Below are 21,114 nucleotides of genomic sequence, written 5' to 3' on the forward strand. Positions count from 1 at the left end.
ACGCCCTCCTTTCTAAAAAATTGACTAGAAATTTGACGTGAGCGCGGTTCGATGCGGTGGTTGGGAAAGCGCTAGGCGCACCCTGACCCTCCGATTGAAGCCTCCGAGCCTGGCGGGCGGCCAGCGAATGCTGATTCGCGGTACCCGTCGCAACGCTCCTCGAAGACGAACGGCGATTGTAGCAAATCAAGATGGCTTCGGGGTGGCACCGGGTTAGCGCTTTTTTGTGGCGCTTTGGTATCGGCCCCGAGTCGCCGTGAGCCGCAGCGGCGTGCCGTGGTCCGATTGCCGTGCCGTTGCGGCGTCAGGAATCTACGCGGCGCGATTCGGGAGCGACGAGGCGGCGGCCTCGGCCGCAAGGCTTGCCGTGCGCAGCTGCTCGATCCCCGCCAGCGCGGTGTCGAGGAACTGCCTCGAAAGCCGGAATGCATCGGCCATGTCGGTAGGATCCGGTGCCCGCAAGCCCAGTGCGATGCGGAAATAACGTTCGGCGTGAATGCCCGCGTGGTAATGCATGCGCACGCGCTTCGCGTCGTCCAAACGCCGGTTACCGAAAATCTCGCGCAAGGCCCACGAAAACGCACCGTCTTCGCCGCCGATGCGGCGGAACGCGTCGTCCATCGGGAAGCCGCCGAGTGCGGCATACACCGCGCGGCGGATGATCAGGCTACTCGGCACGGTATTGCTGAGCGTAGCGGCATGTTTGTCGAAATCGGGGTGATGGATGATGTCGCCTGGAAAATCCGCGTAATCGACGTCGAGCCGCACGGATATTTCCTTCGGGTTCTGCGTGAGAAATACACACGCGGCGGCTAAGGCGCCAGGCATGTATTCGTCGTCCGCATCGAGGAAGGCAAGCAGACCGTGAGCCGCATGCATGGCTCCCCAGTTGCGCGCCCGGGCCGGACCGCCGTTGTACGGCATCTGCAGCAGACACACGCGAGGATCAAGCCGACCGTAATGTGCGACGAGCTCTGCGGAAGCATCCGTCGAGCCGTCGTCCACCACGATGATCTGCGCGGCTTCCGGCTGGATCAGGCAACTTTGGAGCGCACGGGCGAGCGTCGCCGCGCCGTTGTAGCAGGGAATGATGATCGAGATGGGTGTCATGAACTGAAACGGGCGCGGCTGGCCGAGCGGTAGAGAACCGTTAATAGTAGCCCGCTCCCGGCGGAGTCCATCCTGGAAAAGCAGGGTGGGCACGTTTGCCTGGCCGCATCCACTCACACGCCCCTCACGATCACCGTCAATGCGCTCAGATCCCTTCGGCGCGTGAATCTTGTCGAAGGCAGCGGCCACGACTGGCGCCGATCTGAAGTGCGTCAAGTGCGCCATGAGGTGGTGTCCGCAGCATAAATATAATGACTTACAATCACTCAGATCATTCCAAATTGGAATTCTGGAGCCTGACATCGTGGAACTACGTGCGTTGCGGTATTTCGTCGAAGTAGTCCGTCAACAGAGCTTCACCGTCGCCGCCGAGCAGATGTTCGTCACGCAGCCAACCATCAGCAAGATGGTCAAGTCGCTGGAAGACGAAATCGGCTCGCCGCTGCTGCTGCGCGACGGGCGCCAGATGGTGCTGACGGACGCCGGCCGGATCGTCTACCAGCGCGGTCAGGACGTCCTGGCGGCGCACGCGCAGTTGCAAGCCGAGCTGAACGATCTCGACACGCTCGGCCGCGGCGAACTGACCATCGGCATTCCGCCGATGGGCGGCTCGCTGTTCACCCCGGCCATCGCCGCGTTCCGCCAGCGCTACCCGAAAATCGAACTGAAGCTGTTCGAGCAGGGGTCGCGTGCGATCGAAACCGCGCTGATCCATGGCGAGCTGGAATTAGGGGGCGTGCTGCAACCGGTCAACCCGGACAACATCGAGGTGCTGCCCATGACACGGCAGTTGCTGTGGCTGGTCGCGCGCACCGGCTCGTCCTGGGACGATCTGCACGAGGTGCCGCTCGCTGCGCTCGCCAATGAGCCGTTCGTGTTCTACGGCGAGAGCCTCGCGCTCAACGACGTCGTATTGAATGCGTGCCGCGCCGCCGGTTTTACGCCGACTATCGTCGGACGCAGTGGGCATTGGGATTTCATGGCCGCACTGGTGCTGGCCGGCGTCGGCATCGCGCTGCTGCCGGCGCCGTACTGCCGGCGGCTCGACGCAGCGCAGTTCACCTGCCGGCCGGTCGTGGAACCGGAGATTCCGTGGGAGATGGCAATCGGCTGGCGCCGCAATGGCTATCTGTCGCATGCGGCGCGCGCGTGGCTGGAAGTGGCGCGTGAGACGCTGCCGGGTCAGGCCGGAGACGATTTCATGCTGGGTCCGGGTATCGGCATGACCGGCATCACGGCGCCGGTTCAAACGCAGCCGCCGCAAACTCCACCGTCCCAAACGCAAGCGCGGCAGGCCAAATGACGACATGCCGCCCTGCAGAAACCGGGCGGCATGCTTCGGGGCTCATCTCAAGGGCTCATCTCAAGGGCTTACCTCAACGGCTTACCTTGAGCATTCAATCAGCGATCATTGAACGCTCACCGAGCGCGGTCATTACTGCTGCGCGACAAACTCGATGCGGCGATTGGCAAAGCGGCCGCTCGCCGTGTCGTTGCTCGCAACCGGACGCGCGTCGCCGTAACCTTGCGCGACGAGCAAATCCGCCGGCACGCCCGTCTTCACGAGATACGCGCGAACCGCTTCGGCGCGTTTCTTCGACAGTTGCAAATTGGCCTGCGCGCCGCCGACGTTGTCCGAATAGCCGGCCACTTCGAGCCTGGCCGTCTTGCCGTTACGTGCGCAGGCATTCAGCACTTGCGCCGACTGGTTCAGGTCTTCAATCGCCGAGGCCGGCACGCGGGCACTGGCGCTCGCGAAGTTGATCACCTGCAGGTTCAGCACTTTGACGACGTCTGCCGCCGCGCACGAACCGTCCGGCGCGAGCAGGTTCTTGATCGCACCACGGAAGTTCTCGGTTGCGTTGGCGACGGCCTGTTCGACGTTGAATGAACCGATCTGATACGACCCGCCGAAGAGCGACTTCAGCTTGTCGAGCCAGCCGAGCTTCGCATTTGCCGCGCTGCCGCTCAGTTCGATGTGCGCACCGTCCACTTTCACTTCCGCACCCGGCAATGCCATCAGCGGCAGCAGGCCGTCCAGATGCGCGAGCCAGTCGGCGGTTTTGGTGTCCTGATCGACCGTGACGTTCGCGACGAAATGATCTGCGCCGAAGCGCTTTGTCAGGGCGTCGAGAAGCTGGGTCTTTTCGGCTTCGCTGCCGACCGTCGCCGTGAGCGTCGGTTTGCCGGCGGCGTCGACCGTGAAGCTGAGCTGGCTGTCCTTGGTCGCTGCGGGCGCGGCAGCGGCTTGCTGCGTCTCGCTGGCAGCGGATGCCGAAGCCGCGACATCGCTGGCTGCGGGCGTTGCAGCCGCCGCAGCCGAAGCCTCGACCGTTGCGGACGCGGGTTGCATGGCGGCGGCGGCTTGCGCGCTGCTGCGCTCGCTGCTTTGCTCACCTCGTTGTTCATTATGGCAACCGCGCAGGAACAGGAACGCCAGCACCGCGGCGATTGCCGCGAGCAGCCACCACAGCCCCTTATGCGAGCGGCGCTCTTCGCGCACCACCGCGTCGGCCGGCACCCGGATGCTCGACAGCGTCTCGGCCACCGGCTTGGCGGCAGGCGTCGGATGGTCGATATGCGCCGAGACCGCTTTCAGTTGCGACAGAATATTGCCGGTGAACGCACCGAGTCCGCTCAGGCCAAGACCGGTCATCAGACGGTCATTCAGGTACGGCGCAATCGCCGGCAGTTGGTGACCCAGCAAAGTCGGCAGTTGGCCGACATTGCCCTGACCTTCGAGAAAATGCCGTTTCAGCAGACCCAGCAGCGTGGCGCCGACGATACCCGTCATGGCGTGCGTCGCATGCGCCGGCACGCCGGTTTGGGCTGCGACTTCGTCACTCAGCGTATCGACGCGGCGATCGAGCACGCGCTCGAGCAAGTGACGCCCTGCGCCTTCCAGCTGACTCACACCGGTGGTGCTGCCGATCAGTTGCGGCAACTGCTCGGCGATGTGCCCATTCACCTCAGGCGAGAGGATTGCCGTGAACAGCGAACGCGCGCCGTCGAGCGTCGCGCCCTTCTGCATCAGGCCGGCGACTAGCGCAGGGCCGGTTGTTGCAAGCACTTTCTGGGTAGCGTCCGGCGGCAGCCCAAAGCGGGCCGCCAGCTGTCGCACGACACCGTCCGTCAACGCGGACTGAATCAGCTGAATCACATTGATACTCATCGCTTCGCTTCCTTGAGTTCCCGAACGCGCCACCTGACGCGCTCTTTTTCGCGGCGCGATTATAGGTTTGGGGAAATCTCATAAACGAAGTGACACAATTTATGACGAATTAACCGACGTTCACCTAAATATTCTTATATTTGCGAGCCAGATTAGGATGATTGATGCGCAATCAGGCGGTCACGCTGGCGACGCCCGTCGACGCCGTCGCGAGCGCCGCCTGCCCTTCGCGCCGGCTCGCCGCGATCAATTCGGCCGCGCGCTCGCCGATCATCACCGTCGGCGAATTCGTGTTGCCGCCAATCAGCGTCGGCATCACGGACGCATCGACGATCCGCAGCCCCGTCACGCCGCGCACCCGCAGTTGCGGATCGACCACCGATTGCGCATCGCCGCCCATCCGGCAGGTTGCCACCGGGTGATAGATCGTGTCGGCATGTTCGGCGATGGTCTGACGCAACGACTGCTCGGTCTGACCGGAATGCGTGTACAGCTCCTTGCCGCCGTGCAATGCCAGTGAAGGCGCGTCGAGAATGCGCCGCGCCATTTGCGCGCCCTCCACCAGCAGGTCGAGATCGCGTGAGTCGCTGAAAAATCGCGGATCGATCACGGGCGCGGTGCGCGCGTCGGCGCTCGCGAGCGTCACGGTGCCGCGGCTATGCGGCCGCAACACGCACACATGCAGCGAATAGCCGTGGCCCCAGTGCATATGGCGGTTGTGGTCGTCCACAATCGCCGCGCAGAAATGCAGTTGCAGGTCCGGGCGCGCCAGCGTCGGCCGGCTCTTCAGAAAACCTCCCGCTTCGGCGACGTTGCTCGACAGCATGCCCGTGCCGTGGCGCATGAAGGTCACGAATTGCGGCAGCATCCGCGCGATGCCGCGAATCGAAAAGCCGGTCGGCTCGATCGACGACACCCGTTTGTTGATCGTGAAATCGACGTGGTCGATCAGGTTCTGGCCGACCTCGGGCGCATCGTGCAGCACGGCGATGCCGAGCGACTGCAGATGCGCCGCCGGTCCGATCCCCGAGCACATCAGCAGTTGCGGCGAATTGAACGCCCCCGCCGCCAGCACCACCTCGGCGCGCGCCTCCAGCGTTTCGGTACGGCCGCCGCGCACGATCTCGACGCCGCTCGCGCGCTTGCCGTCGAAGGTGACGCGCAGCACCGTCGCATCGGCGATGGTATGGAGATTGGGGCGTTCGCGATCGTAAATATAGGCGCGCGCGACGCTGCAGCGCCGCCCGTCGCGCTGCGTGACCTGGTAGAAGCCGACGCCCTCCTGGTCCGCGCCGTTGAAGTCGCTATTTGGTTTGTAACCGGCGTCGATCGCGGCCTGCACGAAGCGCTTCGAAAACGGATTGCGATAGCGCAGATCGGACACCGTCAGCGGACCGTCGGCGCCGTGCCACGCATCGGCGCCGCGCTCGTTGCCCTCGGCTCGGCGGAAGTACGGCAGCACCTCGGCCCACGACCAGCCTTCGCAACCGAGTTGTGCCCATTCGTCGTAATCGAGCGGATGGCCGCGCGTGTAGATCATCGCGTTGATCGCGCTCGACCCGCCGAAGCCCCGCCCGCGCGGCTGATAGCCCTGGCGGCCGGCGAGCCCCGGCTGCGGCGTCGTCAGATAGCCGTAATTGGTCTTGAGTTTGTGCGGCACGACGGCCGCCACGCCCACCGGCATATTCACGAACAGATTGCGGTCCGTATGCGGGCCGGCCTCGATCAGGGCGATCGTGGCGTCCGGGCAGCTATCCGCCAGACGGCTCGCGAGCGAGCAGCCGCCCGAGCCCGCACCGACGATGATGTAGTCGTATTGCATCGCGCCTCCTATTGGGGCCGCGTTGCTGGCGGACCCTGTCTCGTGCACACTTGTCTACGTGTGTTTCCCCGGCATTGTAGGGAGCGTTCGGGCGCGACGGCGAGTTGATGTCAGAGCGATCCCTCTAAACGAAAGACCGGCCGCGACCCTATGATGAAAGACGCGCATGCGCCCGTCCGGCTGCTGCGCACGGCATTCAAACACGGCGCCGGGCGCGCCGTCCTCCGAGCGTGCGGCACGACACGCCACGATAAAACAGCACGCCGCCGAAACGCGACGGCGCGCATCCGGTGAACGGAGACAGCAGATGGAACGGCACAGCTTCGGCCACACCCATGACGTGACAAATCAGGTGCCGCCGCTCGCGGACTACAACCTGTTTTCAAGCGACCTGGCGTTGTCCGCTGCCCTCGAACGCGAAGGGGCCGCGTGGCATCGCGAGGCGTTGCAGCGGCACGGCGCGGCCCTCACCACGCCCGGGACACTGGCGCTTGCAGAACTGGCCAACCGTCACACGCCCGAACTTTTCACGCACGACCCGCGCGGCGAACGCATCGACGCGCTGGAGTTTCATCCTTCGTGGCATACGCTGCTGTCGTTGTTGCGCCGTGAGGGCCTGCACGCGTTGCCGTTTTCGGATCCTCAACGCGGTGCCATGGTTGCGCGTTGCGCCGGCTACTTCCTGCACGCGCAACTCGAATCCGGTTCCCTCTGCCCGCTGACCATGACGTTCGCGAGCATCCCGGTACTGCAACGCGAACCGGCGTTGTTCGACACGCTGCGCGACAAGCTCTACACCCGCGAGCACGATCCCCGCGACGTACCGCTCGCGCAAAAAAACTCGGCGATGATCGGCATGGGGATGACCGAAAAACAAGGTGGCTCGGATGTGCGCAGCAACCAGAGCCGCGCCTATGCCACCCGCGGCAGCGGCCGTGGCGCCGAATATCGCCTGGTCGGCCACAAATGGTTTTTCTCCGCGCCCCAATGCGACGCGCATCTGGTACTCGCTCGCACCGACGACCACGAAGGCCTCTCCTGTTTCTTTGTGCCGCGCTTCGCGCCGGACGGCAGCAAGAACGCCGTACAGATCCAGCGTCTGAAGGACAAGCTCGGTAACCGTTCGAATGCCAGCAGCGAGGTCGAATTCTTCGACGCGTTCGGCATCATGATCGGCGACGAAGGCCGCGGCGTGCCCACCATCATCGAAATGGCGAACTACACGCGGCTCGATTGCGTGATCGGCAGCGCGGCCTTGATGCGCGCGGCGCTGGTGCAGGCGGTCCACCATGCACGGCATCGCAGCGCCTTCGGCCGCCATCTGGCCGACCAGCCGCTGATGCGCAATGTGCTTGCCGACCTGGCCCTGGAATCGGAAGCCGCGACGGTGCTGTTCATGCGGCTCGCGCGTGCGTTCGAAGCGTCGGCGGAGGCGTCGTCGGCCGCGCCCGCCGAACGTGCATGGCGCCGCATCGTCACGCCGGCCGCGAAGTACTGGGTCTGCAAGCGCGCGCTGGAATTCACCGGCGAGGCGATGGAAGTGTGGGGCGGCAACGGTTACGTCGAAACCGGTCCGATGGCGCGGTTCTATCGCGAGGCGCCCGTGAATTCGATCTGGGAAGGCTCGGGCAACGTGATGTGCCTCGACGTGCTGCGCGCCATGGAGCGCGAGCCCGACGCGGCGCAGGCCCTGTTCGCGGCATGGCAGGCCGATGCGCAAGGGCACCCGGCTTTGAGCGCCGCACTGGGCAAGCTCGCCGCCACCCTCAACGGCCCCGCCGAACATCGCGAAGCCGCCGCGCGACGGATCGCGCAACAGATCGTGCTGATCGCGCAGGCCACCTTGCTGCTGAAACACGCACCACCAGAGGTCGCCGAGGCCTTCATCGCGACACGTCTCGGCGACGGCTGCGGCGAGAGCGGCCGCGTGTACGGCACGTTACCGGTCACGTTCGACCACGCCGCAATCGTCGAAAGGGCATTTCCCGCCTGAAACGAGGCGGGTGGCTAGAAAACACACCAACAACACACCAATAAGCGCGGCTCAACGCGCACCGCAATCCATCAGGGAGTGGACATTCATGAAGAACAATTTGCCAGAGGTCGTCGCGCTCGAAGCGCTGTTGCGAGATCAACGCCACGCGTATTTGCGCGCGCCGTACCCGTCGTGGGAAAGCCGTGCCGGGCATCTGAAAGCGCTACGCAAAGTCATGCTCGACAATCGCGACGCACTCGCCGACGCAATGAGCGCCGACTTCGGCAATCGCGCGAAACAGGAAGTGCTGCTCGCCGAATTCCTGCTGGTGAAAGAAGAGATCGATGCCGCGCTCAGACACGGCAAACGCTGGATGAGAGCGCAGCGCCGCAGCACCAGCAAGTGGCTGATGCCGGCGCGCGCGAAAGTCGTGCCGCAGCCGCTCGGCGTGATCGGCATCATCGTGCCGTGGAACTATCCGGTGCTGCTCGCCGCCGGTCCGCTGATCAGCGCGCTGACGGCCGGCAATCGCGCCATTATCAAGATGTCCGAATTGACGCCGCGCACCTCGGCGCTGTTCGAGCAGCTAATCGGCCAGACGTTCGCCCGTGAGCACGTCGCCGTGGTGAATGGCGACGCCGCGTTCGCCGCCGCGTTCAGCGCGCAACCGTTCGATCATCTGCTGTTTACCGGCTCGACCAAAATCGGCCACGAAGTGATGCGCGCCGCCGCCGACCATCTGACGCCGGTCACGCTGGAACTCGGTGGCAAGTCGCCGGCCATCATCGGCCAGCACGCGCGCTTCGACAACGCGGTGGACAACCTCATTGCCGGCAAGACGCTCAACGCGGGCCAGACCTGCGTCGCGCCGGACTACGTGCTGGTGCCGCGCGGCAAGGAGCAGGCGTTCATCGAACGGGCGCGCGCACGAATGGCGAAGGTGTACCCCGACTTTGCGCACAACCTCGATTACACGTCGATCATCTCCGAGCGGCACTTTGCGCGCCTGCAACGTCTGGCCGACGAAGCACAGGCCGCCGGCGCGCAACTGCACAGGCTCACCGACAGCACGCCGGACGAGGCAAGCCGGCGCTTTCCGCTGATCGCCGTCACGAATGCGCCGGATGAAAGCGCGCTGATGCAGGAGGAAATCTTCGGCCCGCTGCTGCCGATCGTCTCCTACGACACACTCGACGACGCGATCGCGTGGATCAACGCGCGTCCGCGCCCGCTCGCGCTGTATCTCTACGCCGACGACACCGCGACTATCGAGCGTGTCACGCGCGACACCATCGCGGGCGGCATGGCGATCAACGAAACACTGATGCATCTGGCGTGCGAAAGCCTGCCGTTCGGCGGCGTCGGCGCGAGCGGCATGGGGGCGTATCACGGTTACGAAGGCTTCGTGAACTTCTCGAAGATGAAGCCGGTGCTGACGCAGGCGCGCCTGAACGCGCGCGGATGGATCTCGCCGCCGTACGGCAAACGGGTGAACGCGCTATTGAAACTGATGCTGCGGTTTTGATGCGCCGGGCTGCCGGGGGCCGGGCATCCGGGGGCTGGGCATCGGGCGGTCGGCCATCCGGGCATCCGGGCATCCGGGCATCCGGGCATCCGGAGGCTAGCCCTCCGGGGCGCACGGAGCGCCGGGAATCCAGGTCGCCCAGGCGCAGGCCGTCCGCGGCGCTCGCGTCAGCGCCTCGCCGCCCCACCAGCAACATCCGCGATATCGGTCGCCTCCACATCGGTCACGTCATGCGCGGCGGCGGCCCCGCTTTCGGGCTCACTCTCAGCACCGCTTTCCAGCCGATGCAGCCACGCGAGCAACTCCGCCACCGCCTGATAAAGCTGCGGCGGAATCCGCGTATCGAGATCGACCTGCATCAGCAACGAAACCATTTCCGGCGCCTCGTGCACGTACAGTCCGGCCTCCCTCGCGCGCTGCACGATCATTTCGGCCAGCATGCCGTAGCCTTTGGCGACCACGCGCGGCGCGGGATCGTGGCCTTGCGCGTCATAGACGAGCGCCGCCGCGCTGCGGCGATGTTTGCGGCTCATCACATATCCCAATCGAAATCGTCGAGCGGCGCGGCGCCCGGCCGGGCAACCCGCGCCGTGCGGCGCAGCGCCGACGCCGTGTCGGCCGCCGAACCCGCCGACGCCGAGCGCGCATACGCGGACGCCGCCGCCTGCCCTGCGGCCGCAGCACCCGCCGCGCCGGCCGCGGCGGCCGGTATGCCGCCGCCGATCTCGCGAATCGTCAATCCATGCAATTCGATCCCTGCCGCCGCGAGCCGTTGACGAAAATCCTCACCCTGCACCGACAGTCGCGCCGCGCCGACCGGACTCGCCTGCACGCGCGCGACCAGCCGCGTGCCGGTCAGCGTCAGATCCGCATCGACGGTGCCGAGCGTCGGCAGCGACAGCGTCAGCCGCGTGCGCCACGGCTGATCGTCCTCACTCGCCATGCCGCCGCCGCTGCGGTCCCATTCGTCGCCTTCCTGCTCGATGGTCCAATCGAGCTTGGCGCCCGGCCATGCTTCGCCGGTCCAGCGAAACTGTCCGGTGGCGAGCAGATCGAGTTGCTGGCGCACCAACGGCACGGTCGCGGGATGAACCGCGGCCGCCATCGATTGCGAATTTTGCGACGCCCCGCTGTCGTCCGTCTGCACTGCCGCGCCACGTAAGCTCGCGTGTGCCGGCTGGCCATTCAGGTCGGACAGGGAACTCGCCAGCACCTCGCCCGCTACGAAGCGTGCGGCCTGCGCGGTCTGGATCGACGGCATCCGGGCGGCCGCGTTGCCCTCCGGCGCGCCGTTGGCCGGGCCGTTGGCTGCGGTGCCCACGCCCTGCCGGGGCGTCGCATTGGAGGCGCCGGCCTGATCGGCGTCGCTCGCCCAGTCGAGCGGCAATTGCGCGGCGGCGGCCACCAGCTTGTTTTGCGCCTCGCCGGCCAGTGCGGCGGGCGTGCTCTGGCCCGCCAGCCATTGCGCGAGATGGGATTCGTAAAACAGGCCGCTCTGGCCCACCGTCTGTTCGAGCGCGGCGGCGAGCGCGGCGACCGGCACCTGGGCTGCCGCGACATTGGTCGTGGCCGCGGTACCGGCGGCACCGGTGGCACCGGTGGCACCGGCAGTATTCGGATTGGCAGTGGCAGCCGCGGGCGTGGCGGTCGTTTCGAAAAGCGGCAAAGCGCCGGCCTCGATGTCGAGCGCCGGTGCGGCCGGCCAGATCGGCGTCTGGCCGAGCACGGCCGGCGTCGCTTCGCCGCCCGAATTCACAATCGCATTGAGCGTCAGCGCGACGGCGGACAGCGCGGTTTGCGCGGAAGCCGCAGGGGGCGCGGGGGGCGCAACGGGCGTGGTGTTGAGAACCTCGGTATCGACGCCCGCCGCGCCGGTCTGCGAAGCCGTCGCACTGCCCGGCGCGAGATTGAGCAGACTGTCGACCCGGTTCGCGAGCAACGAACTGACGACCGTGTCGATTCCGTTCATACCGATTCCTTGGTCACATTGGCCACGACACGCTCAAATATAGTCACGCGGACTCAGGCAGCGTGGTGCCCGCGGGCGCCTTCAGCGCGCCCCGTAGAGTTCCTTGAGCACGCGTGTCGGCCGTCCGGCGAACAGCGCCGACAGATTGGCCATACGCGGATTCGCCAGATCGCGGATCGCAGCGTCGTCGGCAAGAATCTGACGGATCAGCGCGTACTTGCGCAGGCGCTCCGCATCGTCCAGTCTGACGCCGGTGTCCGCGTCCTTCAACGCGTCCACCAGATGCCGATATTCCTCCTGCATGTGGACCAGATCGCTCCACAAGGCGCGCCGGGCAGCCGTCAGCATGCGGCGGGAAATCGCTGCAATCGCCTCGTAGCGGGCGAAATATTCTGCGTTCGATGTCATCTCATGCTTTCCGCGGCCGGCTGAGCTGCCATCCGCGCGATCTCCGGGGCGATCCCGATCCATGCTTCTTCGAGTGTCGCCAGCAGGCCATCGACCTCGACCAGCATCGCCTCGCTCTGATTTATATTGGCTTCGAGCAACCGGCGCGACATATAGGCATATAGCGCGTCCAACCGCTCTGCAATCTCGCCGCCCACCTCAAGGTTCAGCGACAACTGCAGCCCGCTTTCGACGATCTGAATCGCCTTGCCGATCGCCTCGCCGCGAGCCGGCACATTGCCTTGCTGCAAATGCATGCGCGCTTGCGCGATCGCCTGCCGGGCGCCCTGATACAACATCACGATCAGACGATGCGGACTCGCGCCCATCACCCCTGTCTCGACGCCGACGCGCGCGTACGCGTTGGCTCCAGAGTGTCCTGGGGAAAACATCGGCGCTCCTCCTTTCTTGCACTGCGGTTGGTCGTGGCTCCCCATCCGGGCACGCTGCCGCGCCCAGGATTTCTGCCTATACCTGGTTATCGGATAGGCAGCGGGAAAGCTTTAGGCCGATGTAAGGAGGATTAAGGGGCCGATCGCGGCGATATCACACCGTGCGCGGCGAGGCCGCCCGCCATGCAGCGCCACGAGGGCGCCAGGCGGATCGTCCTGCCGTGCGAGCGCACAGCGTTGCATCCGGGCGCGTGCGTGCATTCGGGCTGGCGGAGCAGCGCTGCCGCCCGAATTGCACTCACACCGACATCTGCATGATGTCGTTGTAGGCCGAGACCAGTTTGTTGCGCACCTGCAGCCCGAACTGGAAGCCGACGTTGGCCTTCTGCATATCGACCATCACGTCGTTCAGCGAGACATTGGACGCGCCGAGTTCGAACGCCTGCGATTCGCCGACCGCCTTGGTCTGATCGCCGCTGATCTTGTCCAGCGACGCCTTGAGCGCCGAGGCGAACCCACTGGCCGTCGCCGCGCCGGACTGGTCGGCCACCGGGCTGTTGCCGCCGGTCGCTTGCGCCGCCATCGACTGCATCTGCTGCAGCGCCGACGTCAGCGGGTTTACGGGCAAAGTCATGTTCTCTCCAGGGAATGACGACCGGCATGCCGGAAACCGCACCGATCTGGACGAAAGCATAGCAGTGGGTCCTCAGGGAAAGCCCCGAAACTAGGGGGGAAACCCGGCTCTATTCAAGCAATCGGGTTGAGCGGCGCTGCGGATAATTTCAATGGTGAAAGTCTCTGTCCGCACGCCTGCCGACCCTCGGTGCGCTCAAGCGGCAGAACGCAAAGGCATCCCGGAGATACCCGACGCATGGATTCGTCAGCCAACTCTTTGATCAACCCCGACGCCCGCATGGGCCTCGCCGGCGCGCAGCCGGGCGCCGGTGCGGCCGGCACCGGCCAGGGCGGCGGCGCCGCGGACCTCGGCGGCCTGGGGGGCAACCTGGGCGGCAATTTCGGCCAGCGTCTGTCGGGTCTCGCGCAAATGCGCGGCAACCCGCGCGCACCGCTGATTTTCGCGGTGGCGCTGCTGGTCGCGATCGTCGCGGGTCTGTTCCTGTGGTCGCGCGCACCGGACTACAAGGTGCTCTACAGCAACCTGTCGGACCGCGACGGCGGCGCCATCATCACCGCGCTGCAGGCGGCCAACATCCCCTACAAGTTCTCCGACGCCGGTGGCGCGATCCTCGTGCCGTCCGAGCAGGTGCATGAAATGCGTCTGCGTCTGGCTGCGCAAGGTCTGCCCAAGAGCGGTTCGGTCGGCTTCGAACTGATGGACAACCAGAAGTTCGGCATCAGCCAGTTTGCCGAACAGATCAATTACCAGCGCTCCCTGGAAGGTGAACTGGAGCGCACGATCGAGTCGATTTCGTCGGTGAAATCGGCGCGCGTGCATCTGGCCATTCCGAAGCCTTCGGTGTTCGTGCGCGACAAGGAAGCGCCGTCGGCCTCCGTGCTGGTCAACCTTTATCCGGGCCGTGCGCTCGATGAAGGCCAGGTGCTGGCGATCACCCATATGGTGTCGTCGGCGGTGCCGGACATGCCGGTGAAGGGCGTGACCATCCTCGATCAGGACGGCAACCTGCTGACACAGCCGTCCACCGGCAGCGGTCTGGACGCCTCGCAACTCAAGTACCGCCAGCAGATCGAGCGCAGCACCCAGCAACGCATCGACGCGATCCTCTCGCCGCTGTTCGGTTCCGGCAACGCGCACTCGCAGGTCAGCGCCGATATCGACTTCTCGCGCAGCGAGCAGACCTCGGAAAACTACGGCCCGAACGGCAGCCCGCAGCAGGCGGCGATCCGCAGCCAGCAAACCAGCAGCGCCACCGAAATGTCGCAAGCCGGCGCCTCGGGCGTGCCGGGTGCGCTCTCGAACCAGCCGCCGCAACCGGCTTCAGCGCCGATCACGGCGGGCAACGGCGCAAGCGGCGTGACCACCACGCCGGTCAGCGACCGCAAGGATTCGACCACCAACTACGAACTCAACAAGACCGTGCAGCATCTGGAGCAGCCGATGGGCGGCATCAAGCGTCTGTCGGTGGCGGTGGTGGTCAACTATCTGCGGGTGGTCGACGCCAAGGGTCACGCGACGATGCAGCCGGTCAGCGCCGACAAGCTCGCGCAGGTCAATCAGCTGGTGAAGGACGCGATGGGTTTCGACCAGGCGCGCGGCGACTCGGTCAACGTGGTCAACAGCCCGTTTACCGCCGACATCGACCCGGACGCCGACCTGCCGTGGTGGCGCACGCCGGACATGATCGCGCTCGCCAAGCAGCTCGCGACCTACCTCGGCATCGGCGCAGTCGCCCTGTTCCTCTACTTCGTGATGGTGAAACCGGCTCTGCGCCGCGCCTTCCCGCCGCCGGAGCCGGCCGCCGCCGCGGCACTGCCGTCGCCGGACGAACCGATCCTGCTGGACGGCATTCCGGCCGCCGAGCGTGTCACCGCCGTCACGGAAATGGAAAGCGACAGCGAGCTGCTGGCATTCGAAAACGAGAAACACAAATACGAACGGAATCTGGAATTCGCGCGCAACATTGCCCGCCAGGATCCGAAGATTGTCGCAACTGTCGTGAAAAATTGGGTGTCTGATGAGCGCTGAAGGCGTAATGAAGAGCGCGCTCCTGCTGATGTCGATCGGCGAGGAAGAAGCCGCGCAGGTGTTCAAATTCCTCGGGCCGCGTGAGGTTCAGAAGATCGGCGTGGCGATGGCCGCGCTGAAGAACATCACGCGCGAGCAGATCGACGAAGTCCTGCAGGAGTTCGTGCGCGAGGCCGAGAAACACACGGCGCTGTCGCTCGATTCGAGCGACTACATCCGTTCGGTGCTGACCAAGGCGCTCGGCGACGACAAGGCCGGCGCGATCATCGACCGGATTCTGCAGGGCAGCGATACCAGCGGGATCGAAGGCCTCAAGTGGATGGACTCCGCGGCGGTGGCCGAGCTCATCAAGAACGAACACCCGCAGATCATCGCGACCATCCTGGTTCACCTGGACCGCGATCAGGCTTCGGAAATCGTCGCCTGCTTCACGGAGCGTCTGCGCAACGACGTGCTGCTGCGGATCGCCACGCTCGACGGCATTCAGCCGGCCGCGCTGCGCGAACTCGACGATGTGCTCACCGGCCTTCTGTCCGGCAGCGACAACCTGAAGCGCAGCCCGATGGGCGGTATCCGCACGGCGGCCGAAATTCTCAACTTCATGTCGAGCAACCATGAAGAAGGCGTCATCGAAAATGTTCGCCAGTACGACGCCGAACTCGCGCAGAAGATCATCGATCAGATGTTCGTCTTCGAGAACCTGCTCGATCTGGAAGACCGTGCGATCCAGTTGCTGCTGAAGGAAGTCGAGTCCGAGGCGCTGATCATCTCGCTGAAGGGCGCGCCGCCCGCGTTGCGCCAGAAGTTCCTCTCGAACATGTCGCAGCGTGCCGCCGAACTGCTTGCCGAAGACCTCGATTCGCGCGGCCCGGTGCGCGTCTCCGAAGTCGAGACGCAGCAGCGCCGCATCCTGCAAATCGTGCGCAATCTGGCGGAAAGCGGCCAGATCGTGCTAGGCGGCAAGGCGGAAGATGCCTATGTCTGATCAGAACTCCACGGCGAAGGAAAGCCTCTCGGCCTACCAGCGCTGGGAGATGGCTTCGTTCGACCCGGTACCGCCGGCGCCGCCCGAACCCGAAGTCGACGACGGCGCGTTCGAAGCCGAGCTCGAACGTGTACGCGACGCCGCGCATGCGCAGGGCATCGCAACGGGGCACGTGGCCGGGCAAGCGCTCGGTTATCAGGCGGGTTACGAGCAGGGTCATGCGCAAGGGTTCGAGCAGGGTCAAAGCGAAGCGCGCGAAGAAGCGGCGCGTCTCGCCGCACTGGCCGAGACCTTCAAGGCGGCGCTCGACGGCGCGCAAGGCGCGATCTCCGAGACGCTGGTCGCGCTGGCGCTGGACATCGCCCAACAGGTTGTGCGCCAGCATGTTCAGCACGATCCGACCGCGCTGATTGCCGCCGCGCGTGAGGTGCTGGCCACCGAACCGGCGCTGGTCGGCGCCCCGGCGTTGATCGTCAGCCCCGCCGACCTGCCGGTCGTCGAGGCCTATCTGATGGAAGAATTGCAAACGCGCGGCTGGACCGTGCGGACCGATCCGGCGGTCGAGCGCGGCGGCTGTCGCGCGCAGGCCGGCACCGGCGAGGTCGACGCCGGCATCGACACGCGTTGGGAGCGCGTCGCCGCCGCGCTCGGCAAGGTGAGCACATGGTGAAGCCCACGCTCGAAGACATCCGCGCCAGCGATCTGACGCCGCTCGAGCGCGAGCTGGCGCTGGCGTCGTTCGGCGCCGAGGCGCTGGCGGATACACCACCTGCGCTCACGCCGGCGGCCGCCGCGGTCGCGGCCATTGAAGCCGCCTTGCGGGAACCCGGTCACGGCCATCCAGGCGCGGGGGCACCGGCGAAAAACGCGCCAAAGAGCACGGCGGTGAGCCATGAATCCGCTGCCGCAGATGCCGCCTCAAATGCCACTTCTTCGAGTCCCGCTTCCACCCTTGCGCCTGTCGCCCCGTACGACCCCGCGCTCGATAGCAACCCGCACATGCAAGCCTGGCGCAGCCGTCTCGACGCGCTGCGCGAGCGCAACGCGATCGCCAAACCGATGCGGGCCTGCGGACGGTTGACCCGCGCCGCCGGTCTGGTGCTCGAAGCGGTCGGCTTGCGCCTCTCGGTGGGCGCCGAAGTGATGATCGAACTGCCGCGCGGCAGTTCGCTGCCGATGGCCGAAGCCGAAGTAGTCGGCTTCTCCGGCGACAAACTGTTTCTGATGCCGACCACTGAAGTGATCGGCCTGCTGCCCGGCGCGCGCGTGTACCCGCTCGAAAGCGCGCCGATTGCCGATCCGATGGCGGGCGCCAAGCGTCTGCCGGTCGGCTGGGAACTGCTGGGGCGCGTGCTGGACGCGTCCGGCCGCCCGCTCGACGGACTCGGCCCGCTCGGCGCGCATGCCGACGCGCCGTTGTCCTCGCCGGTCATCAACCCGTTGAATCGCGAGCCGATCCACAAGGTGCTCGACGTCGGCGTACGCGCGATCAACGCGCTCCTGACTGTGGGCCGCGGCCAGCGCATGGGCCTGTTCGCCGGTTCGGGGGTGGGTAAATCGGTGCTGCTCGGCACGATGGCGCGCTACACCAGCGCCGAGGTGATCGTAATCGGCCTGATCGGCGAACGCGGTCGCGAAGTAAAGGAATTCATCGAGCAGATTCTCGGCGAGGAGGGTCTGGCGCGCTCGGTCGTGATCGCCGCGCCGGCCGACGTCTCGCCGCTCCTGCGGATGCAGGCCGCCTCGTATTCGACCTCGCTCGCCGAATACTTCCGCGATCAGGGCAAGCACGTGCTGCTGCTGATGGATTCGCTGACCCGCTACGCGATGGCTCAGCGCGAGATCGCCCTGGCCGTGGGCGAACCGCCCGCCACCAAGGGCTATCCGCCTTCGGTGTTCGCCAAACTGCCGGCGCTCGTCGAACGGACCGGCAACGGTCCGGCGGGCGGCGGTTCGATTACCGCGTTCTACACCGTGCTGACCGAAGGCGACGACCAGCAGGACCCGATCGCCGACTCCGCGCGCGCGATTCTCGACGGCCACATCGTGCTGTCGCGCTCGCTCGCCGAGGCCGGCCACTATCCGGCGATCGACATCGAAGCGTCGATTAGCCGGGCAATGACCGCGCTGATCGACGATAACCATCTCGAGAAAACGCGTATGTTCAAGCAGATGCTGTCGCGCTACCAGCGCAACCGCGATCTGATCAATGTCGGCGCCTATTCGAGCGGGCGCGACGCCCTGCTTGACCGCGCGATTGCGTTGTATCCGAGGATGGAAGCGTTTTTGCAGCAGGGTTTCCGCGAATGTGCGAACTTTGAACCGAGTCTCGAGATGCTTGACGCTCTGTTTGCCCAAGGAGGCTGACGATGGCGAAACACTTTCCGATCAAGACACTTATTGGCCTCGCGCAGGACGATGTGGATGCGGCCGCGCAACGTCTGGGCCGCGCGCAGCGCGAGCGTAACGACGTGCAGTCGCAACTCGACTCGCTGGTGCAGTATCGGGACGAGTATCACGCGCGTTTCACGGCAACCGCCCAGACTGGCATGCCGGCCGGCAACATGCGCAATTTCCAGGCGTTCATCGACACGCTCGACGCCGCCATCGAGCAGCAGCGCAACCTGCTGGTGACGGCCAACGCACGCGTCGAGGCGGCCAAGCCCGACTGGCAGCGCCAGAAGCAGAAGCTCGGCTCGTATGAAGTGCTGCAGGCACGCGGCGTCGCCAGCGAAGCGAAAACCGCTGCGCGGCGCGATCAGCGCGACGCCGACGAACATGCCGCCCGCATTCTGAGGATGCGTGCCGAGGGCGTTTGACGCGCCCGGGCGCCGCCCCGATGACCGAACACCCCGTTTGACGGATTGACAGGATTCCCTATGTCGCTTCTTTCACAGATCGGCTCACTGCTCGGCTCGGCCAGCAGCACGTCCACCACCGCGGCCATGGCCGCTGCGGCGAACGCCACGCCGTTCTCGCAGACTTTGCAGCAGAGCATCGATCAGCAGAACAACGCGGCCGCGCAGAGTGCGAGCAAGCCGCCGGCTCCGCCGCCCTCTTCATCTTCGTCTTCGTCGTCTCCGTCTGCCTCCTCATCGTCTTCGGCATCCTCGTCGAGCGTGCACGACGCACCGCCGCCGCCCGATCCGTCGACGAACAATCAGAACGCATCGAGCAGCAACACAGGCAACAGCAGTTCGGCGAATGGCTCTTCGTCCAACTCTTCATCCAGTTCGTCGTCGGCTTCGTCGTCCGGTTCGTCATCCAGCTCGCAGCAGGCCTCGAGCGGCACGGGCAACGCGACGCCGTCGAAGTCCGCCAACACCGCCAACACCTCCACGCAGACCGACGCGGGCGCGGCAGCGGCTGCCGCCGCGGCGCAGGCCCAGGCCCAACTCCAGATTCAAACCCAGGCCAATGCGAATAGCGCTGCCGATCCTGCGAGCGCCGATCCCGCCACGGCACTGACTGACGCCGCGGCCACGCAGGCAGGCACCGACACCACGACGGACGGCGCCACTGGCAAAAAGACGGCTTCCAGCGATTCGAAGTCAGTGCAGGACGCCTTGCAGGCAGCGCTGGCCGCGCTGGCGAGTGGCCAGGCCATGGTTCCGGCACAGGCGCTGGCGAGCGGCGCGGCGGCTAACGCGACGACGGCAGGCGGGTTGGGGTCTGGCGCGGGCAGTGGGTTGAACGGATCGGCGGACGGCAAGACGCTTGCGGCCGGTTTGTTCGGCAATGGGAAGGGATCGAGCGCTGACAGGACTGCTTCGACGACGGCGCCCACGACGGCGGCCGATCCATCGGCGGCCTCGAAGGCGGCGGCTGACGTGCTGAGCGCGACGGCTGCCGGTGGCGCGCAGGCTGACAATCTTGCGTCCTTCAGGAGTGCCGCCGATGCCGCGACGGCGGCGCTGGCTGCCGGCCAGGCTGCGGCGAGCGCCGCGAGCACGACGACGGCTGTGCAAACAACGGGTAACGCGGGTGCCGCGGCGGTAGCGAATGCGTTGTCGCCGCAGGTGGGCACGACGGACTGGGAAGACGCGCTGAGTCAGAAGGTGGTGTTTTTGTCGAATGCGCATTCGCAGAGCGCCGAACTGACTTTGAATCCGAAGGATCTCGGGCCATTGCAGGTGGTGTTGCAGGTTGCCGATAACCACGCGCATGCGTTGTTTGTTTCGCAGCATCAGCAGGTGCGGGAGGCGGTCGAGGCGGCATTGCCGAAGCTTCGCGAGGCGATGGAGGCGAATGGAATTGGGTTGGGGAGCGCGAGTGTGAGCGACGGGTTTGCCCGGCAGAGCGGCCAGCAGAGTGCGGGGTCGGGCCGTTCCGGTGGGGGTGGCAGCGGGGCTTCGGGAAGTTTTGCCGGCGGCGCTGGGTCGGGTTCTGGTTCTGATTCTGTTGTGGCGGATGTGGCCGTGCGGCGGAGTGTGGGGTTGGTGGATACGTTTGCTTGATCCTGGTTTTTTGGCCTGCTCGGCGGATGGGTTTTCTTTTGTGCGCTTACGGCGTTGGCCTTTCCTTGATTTCTTATTGGTCTATTAGTGTTGCCCCTGTGCGGGGCGGCACTTACTTTCTTTGCCGCCGCAAAGAAAGATAAGCAAAGAAAGCGGCTCAACCCGCCAGCTCTTAAGCGGGTCCCCCGCACAGCCACGGTAGTGGTGCATCTGGAATCCGTGTTCTCGCACACTCCGCGTTAGCGACACAGGGCTCATCCGCTCCCACTCCGCACTGCGTGCGTCGCGGATGGGTCCGCATGGGAAACCAGGGGTTTCGCTTCGCGTAGCGGGGGCCATCGGCTTCGCCTCGGCGAAGCGCTCTCGCCGCTATTGGCAAACCCCACCTCAAATGAAATGTCGACGCGTTGCATTCGCGGCGGCGGCTGCATTTATGCCCGCGACACCGACACAACGGAGCGATGGAGCAGTGACGCGCCGACGAATCGGGGAACTGGGTGAACCGCGGGAGGGAGAGTTCAGCGGGTAGTTTTTGAAGTACGGTTCGGCGCGCGCAGCGCCGCCGGAAGTATGACGCCCTTGTCACTAACGCGGA

The 21,114-nt window shown here is 65.7% G+C and carries 17 protein-coding genes and 1 riboswitch; of the genes, 9 read left to right on the forward strand and 8 right to left on the reverse strand.

The window, feature by feature from the left end; genetic code table 11:
• Window positions 1-32: 32 nt before the first annotated feature.
• Window positions 33-167: riboswitch (S-adenosyl-L-homocysteine riboswitch) on the reverse strand.
• Window positions 168-312: 145 nt separating this feature from the next.
• Window positions 313-1,110, reverse strand: coding sequence for a glycosyltransferase family 2 protein (locus BCY88_RS23060; protein WP_120346491.1), 798 nt, complete (start codon window positions 1,108-1,110; stop codon window positions 313-315).
• 304 nt (window positions 1,111-1,414) lie between these two features.
• On the opposite strand from BCY88_RS23060, the gene BCY88_RS23065 reads away from it, so the two are divergent.
• Window positions 1,415-2,413: a LysR family transcriptional regulator gene (locus BCY88_RS23065; protein WP_120346492.1), complete on the forward strand. Its 999-nt coding sequence runs from the start codon at window positions 1,415-1,417 to the stop codon at window positions 2,411-2,413.
• A gap of 132 nt (window positions 2,414-2,545) precedes the next feature.
• Here BCY88_RS23065 and BCY88_RS23070 read toward each other — a convergent pair whose 3' ends face one another.
• On the reverse strand, window positions 2,546-4,282 hold the full coding sequence (locus BCY88_RS23070; RefSeq protein WP_120346493.1) for an OmpA family protein: 1,737 nt from the start codon (window positions 4,280-4,282) through the stop codon (window positions 2,546-2,548).
• A 172-nt stretch (window positions 4,283-4,454) separates the two neighbouring features.
• Entirely contained in the window at window positions 4,455-6,104 is a 1,650-nt protein-coding gene (locus BCY88_RS23075) for a GMC family oxidoreductase (RefSeq protein WP_120346494.1), read from the reverse strand.
• 307 nt (window positions 6,105-6,411) lie between these two features.
• On the opposite strand from BCY88_RS23075, the gene BCY88_RS23080 reads away from it, so the two are divergent.
• Together BCY88_RS23080 and BCY88_RS23085 are read left to right on the forward strand one after the other, a co-directional pair.
• Window positions 6,412-8,097 carry an isovaleryl-CoA dehydrogenase gene (locus BCY88_RS23080; RefSeq protein ID WP_120346495.1) on the forward strand — a complete coding sequence of 562 codons (1,686 nt, stop codon included), beginning with the start codon at window positions 6,412-6,414 and terminating at the stop codon, window positions 8,095-8,097.
• A gap of 88 nt (window positions 8,098-8,185) precedes the next feature.
• Window positions 8,186-9,604 carry a coniferyl aldehyde dehydrogenase gene (locus tag BCY88_RS23085; protein ID WP_120346496.1) on the forward strand — a complete coding sequence of 473 codons (1,419 nt, stop codon included), beginning with the start codon at window positions 8,186-8,188 and terminating at the stop codon, window positions 9,602-9,604.
• Between the two features lie 167 nt (window positions 9,605-9,771).
• On the opposite strand, the gene BCY88_RS23090 is transcribed toward BCY88_RS23085, so the two are convergent.
• From BCY88_RS23090 to fliE, 5 genes are all read right to left on the reverse strand, one after another.
• On the reverse strand, window positions 9,772-10,137 hold the full coding sequence (locus BCY88_RS23090) for an EscU/YscU/HrcU family type III secretion system export apparatus switch protein (protein ID WP_120346497.1): 366 nt from the start codon (window positions 10,135-10,137) through the stop codon (window positions 9,772-9,774).
• Window positions 10,137-11,573: a flagellar hook-length control protein FliK gene (gene fliK, locus BCY88_RS23095; protein ID WP_120346498.1), complete on the reverse strand. Its 1,437-nt coding sequence runs from the start codon at window positions 11,571-11,573 to the stop codon at window positions 10,137-10,139. The genes BCY88_RS23090 and fliK overlap by 1 nt, the downstream gene beginning before the upstream one ends.
• 81 nt (window positions 11,574-11,654) lie before the next feature.
• Window positions 11,655-11,981, reverse strand: coding sequence for a flagellar protein FliT (locus tag BCY88_RS23100; protein ID WP_120346499.1), 327 nt, complete (start codon window positions 11,979-11,981; stop codon window positions 11,655-11,657).
• Window positions 11,978-12,412 carry a flagellar export chaperone FliS gene (fliS, locus tag BCY88_RS23105; RefSeq protein WP_120346500.1) on the reverse strand — a complete coding sequence of 145 codons (435 nt, stop codon included), beginning with the start codon at window positions 12,410-12,412 and terminating at the stop codon, window positions 11,978-11,980. The genes BCY88_RS23100 and fliS overlap by 4 nt, the downstream gene beginning before the upstream one ends.
• A gap of 298 nt (window positions 12,413-12,710) precedes the next feature.
• On the reverse strand, window positions 12,711-13,046 hold the full coding sequence (fliE, locus tag BCY88_RS23110; RefSeq protein ID WP_120346501.1) for a flagellar hook-basal body complex protein FliE: 336 nt from the start codon (window positions 13,044-13,046) through the stop codon (window positions 12,711-12,713).
• A 237-nt stretch (window positions 13,047-13,283) separates the two neighbouring features.
• Between fliE and fliF the strand changes: the two genes are divergently transcribed.
• From fliF to BCY88_RS23140, 6 genes are read left to right on the forward strand one after another with little or no spacing between them, the layout of a single operon-like run.
• On the forward strand, window positions 13,284-15,077 hold the full coding sequence (gene fliF / locus BCY88_RS23115; RefSeq protein WP_120346502.1) for a flagellar basal-body MS-ring/collar protein FliF: 1,794 nt from the start codon (window positions 13,284-13,286) through the stop codon (window positions 15,075-15,077).
• Window positions 15,067-16,062 (forward strand): flagellar motor switch protein FliG, encoded by a 996-nt coding sequence (gene fliG, locus BCY88_RS23120; RefSeq protein ID WP_120346503.1) that lies wholly within the window; start codon window positions 15,067-15,069, stop codon window positions 16,060-16,062. Before fliF ends, fliG begins: the two co-directional genes overlap by 11 nt.
• Window positions 16,049-16,732: a flagellar assembly protein FliH gene (gene fliH, locus BCY88_RS23125; protein WP_183081431.1), complete on the forward strand. Its 684-nt coding sequence runs from the start codon at window positions 16,049-16,051 to the stop codon at window positions 16,730-16,732. The genes fliG and fliH overlap by 14 nt, the downstream gene beginning before the upstream one ends.
• The gene (gene fliI, locus BCY88_RS23130) at window positions 16,726-18,429 is read left to right on the forward strand and encodes a flagellar protein export ATPase FliI (protein ID WP_120346505.1); all 1,704 of its coding nucleotides are present in this window, start codon (window positions 16,726-16,728) and stop codon (window positions 18,427-18,429) included. The genes fliH and fliI overlap by 7 nt, the downstream gene beginning before the upstream one ends.
• A gap of 2 nt (window positions 18,430-18,431) precedes the next feature.
• On the forward strand, window positions 18,432-18,881 hold the full coding sequence (gene fliJ / locus BCY88_RS23135; protein ID WP_120346506.1) for a flagellar export protein FliJ: 450 nt from the start codon (window positions 18,432-18,434) through the stop codon (window positions 18,879-18,881).
• Window positions 18,882-18,941: 60 nt separating this feature from the next.
• The gene (locus BCY88_RS23140; protein ID WP_120346507.1) at window positions 18,942-20,519 is read left to right on the forward strand and encodes a flagellar hook-length control protein FliK; all 1,578 of its coding nucleotides are present in this window, start codon (window positions 18,942-18,944) and stop codon (window positions 20,517-20,519) included.
• The last annotated feature ends 595 nt before the right edge of the window (window positions 20,520-21,114 follow it).

The sequence above is a fragment of the Paraburkholderia fungorum genome (assembly GCF_003610895.1).
GTDB classification, from domain to species: Bacteria; Pseudomonadota; Gammaproteobacteria; order Burkholderiales; family Burkholderiaceae; genus Paraburkholderia; species Paraburkholderia fungorum_B.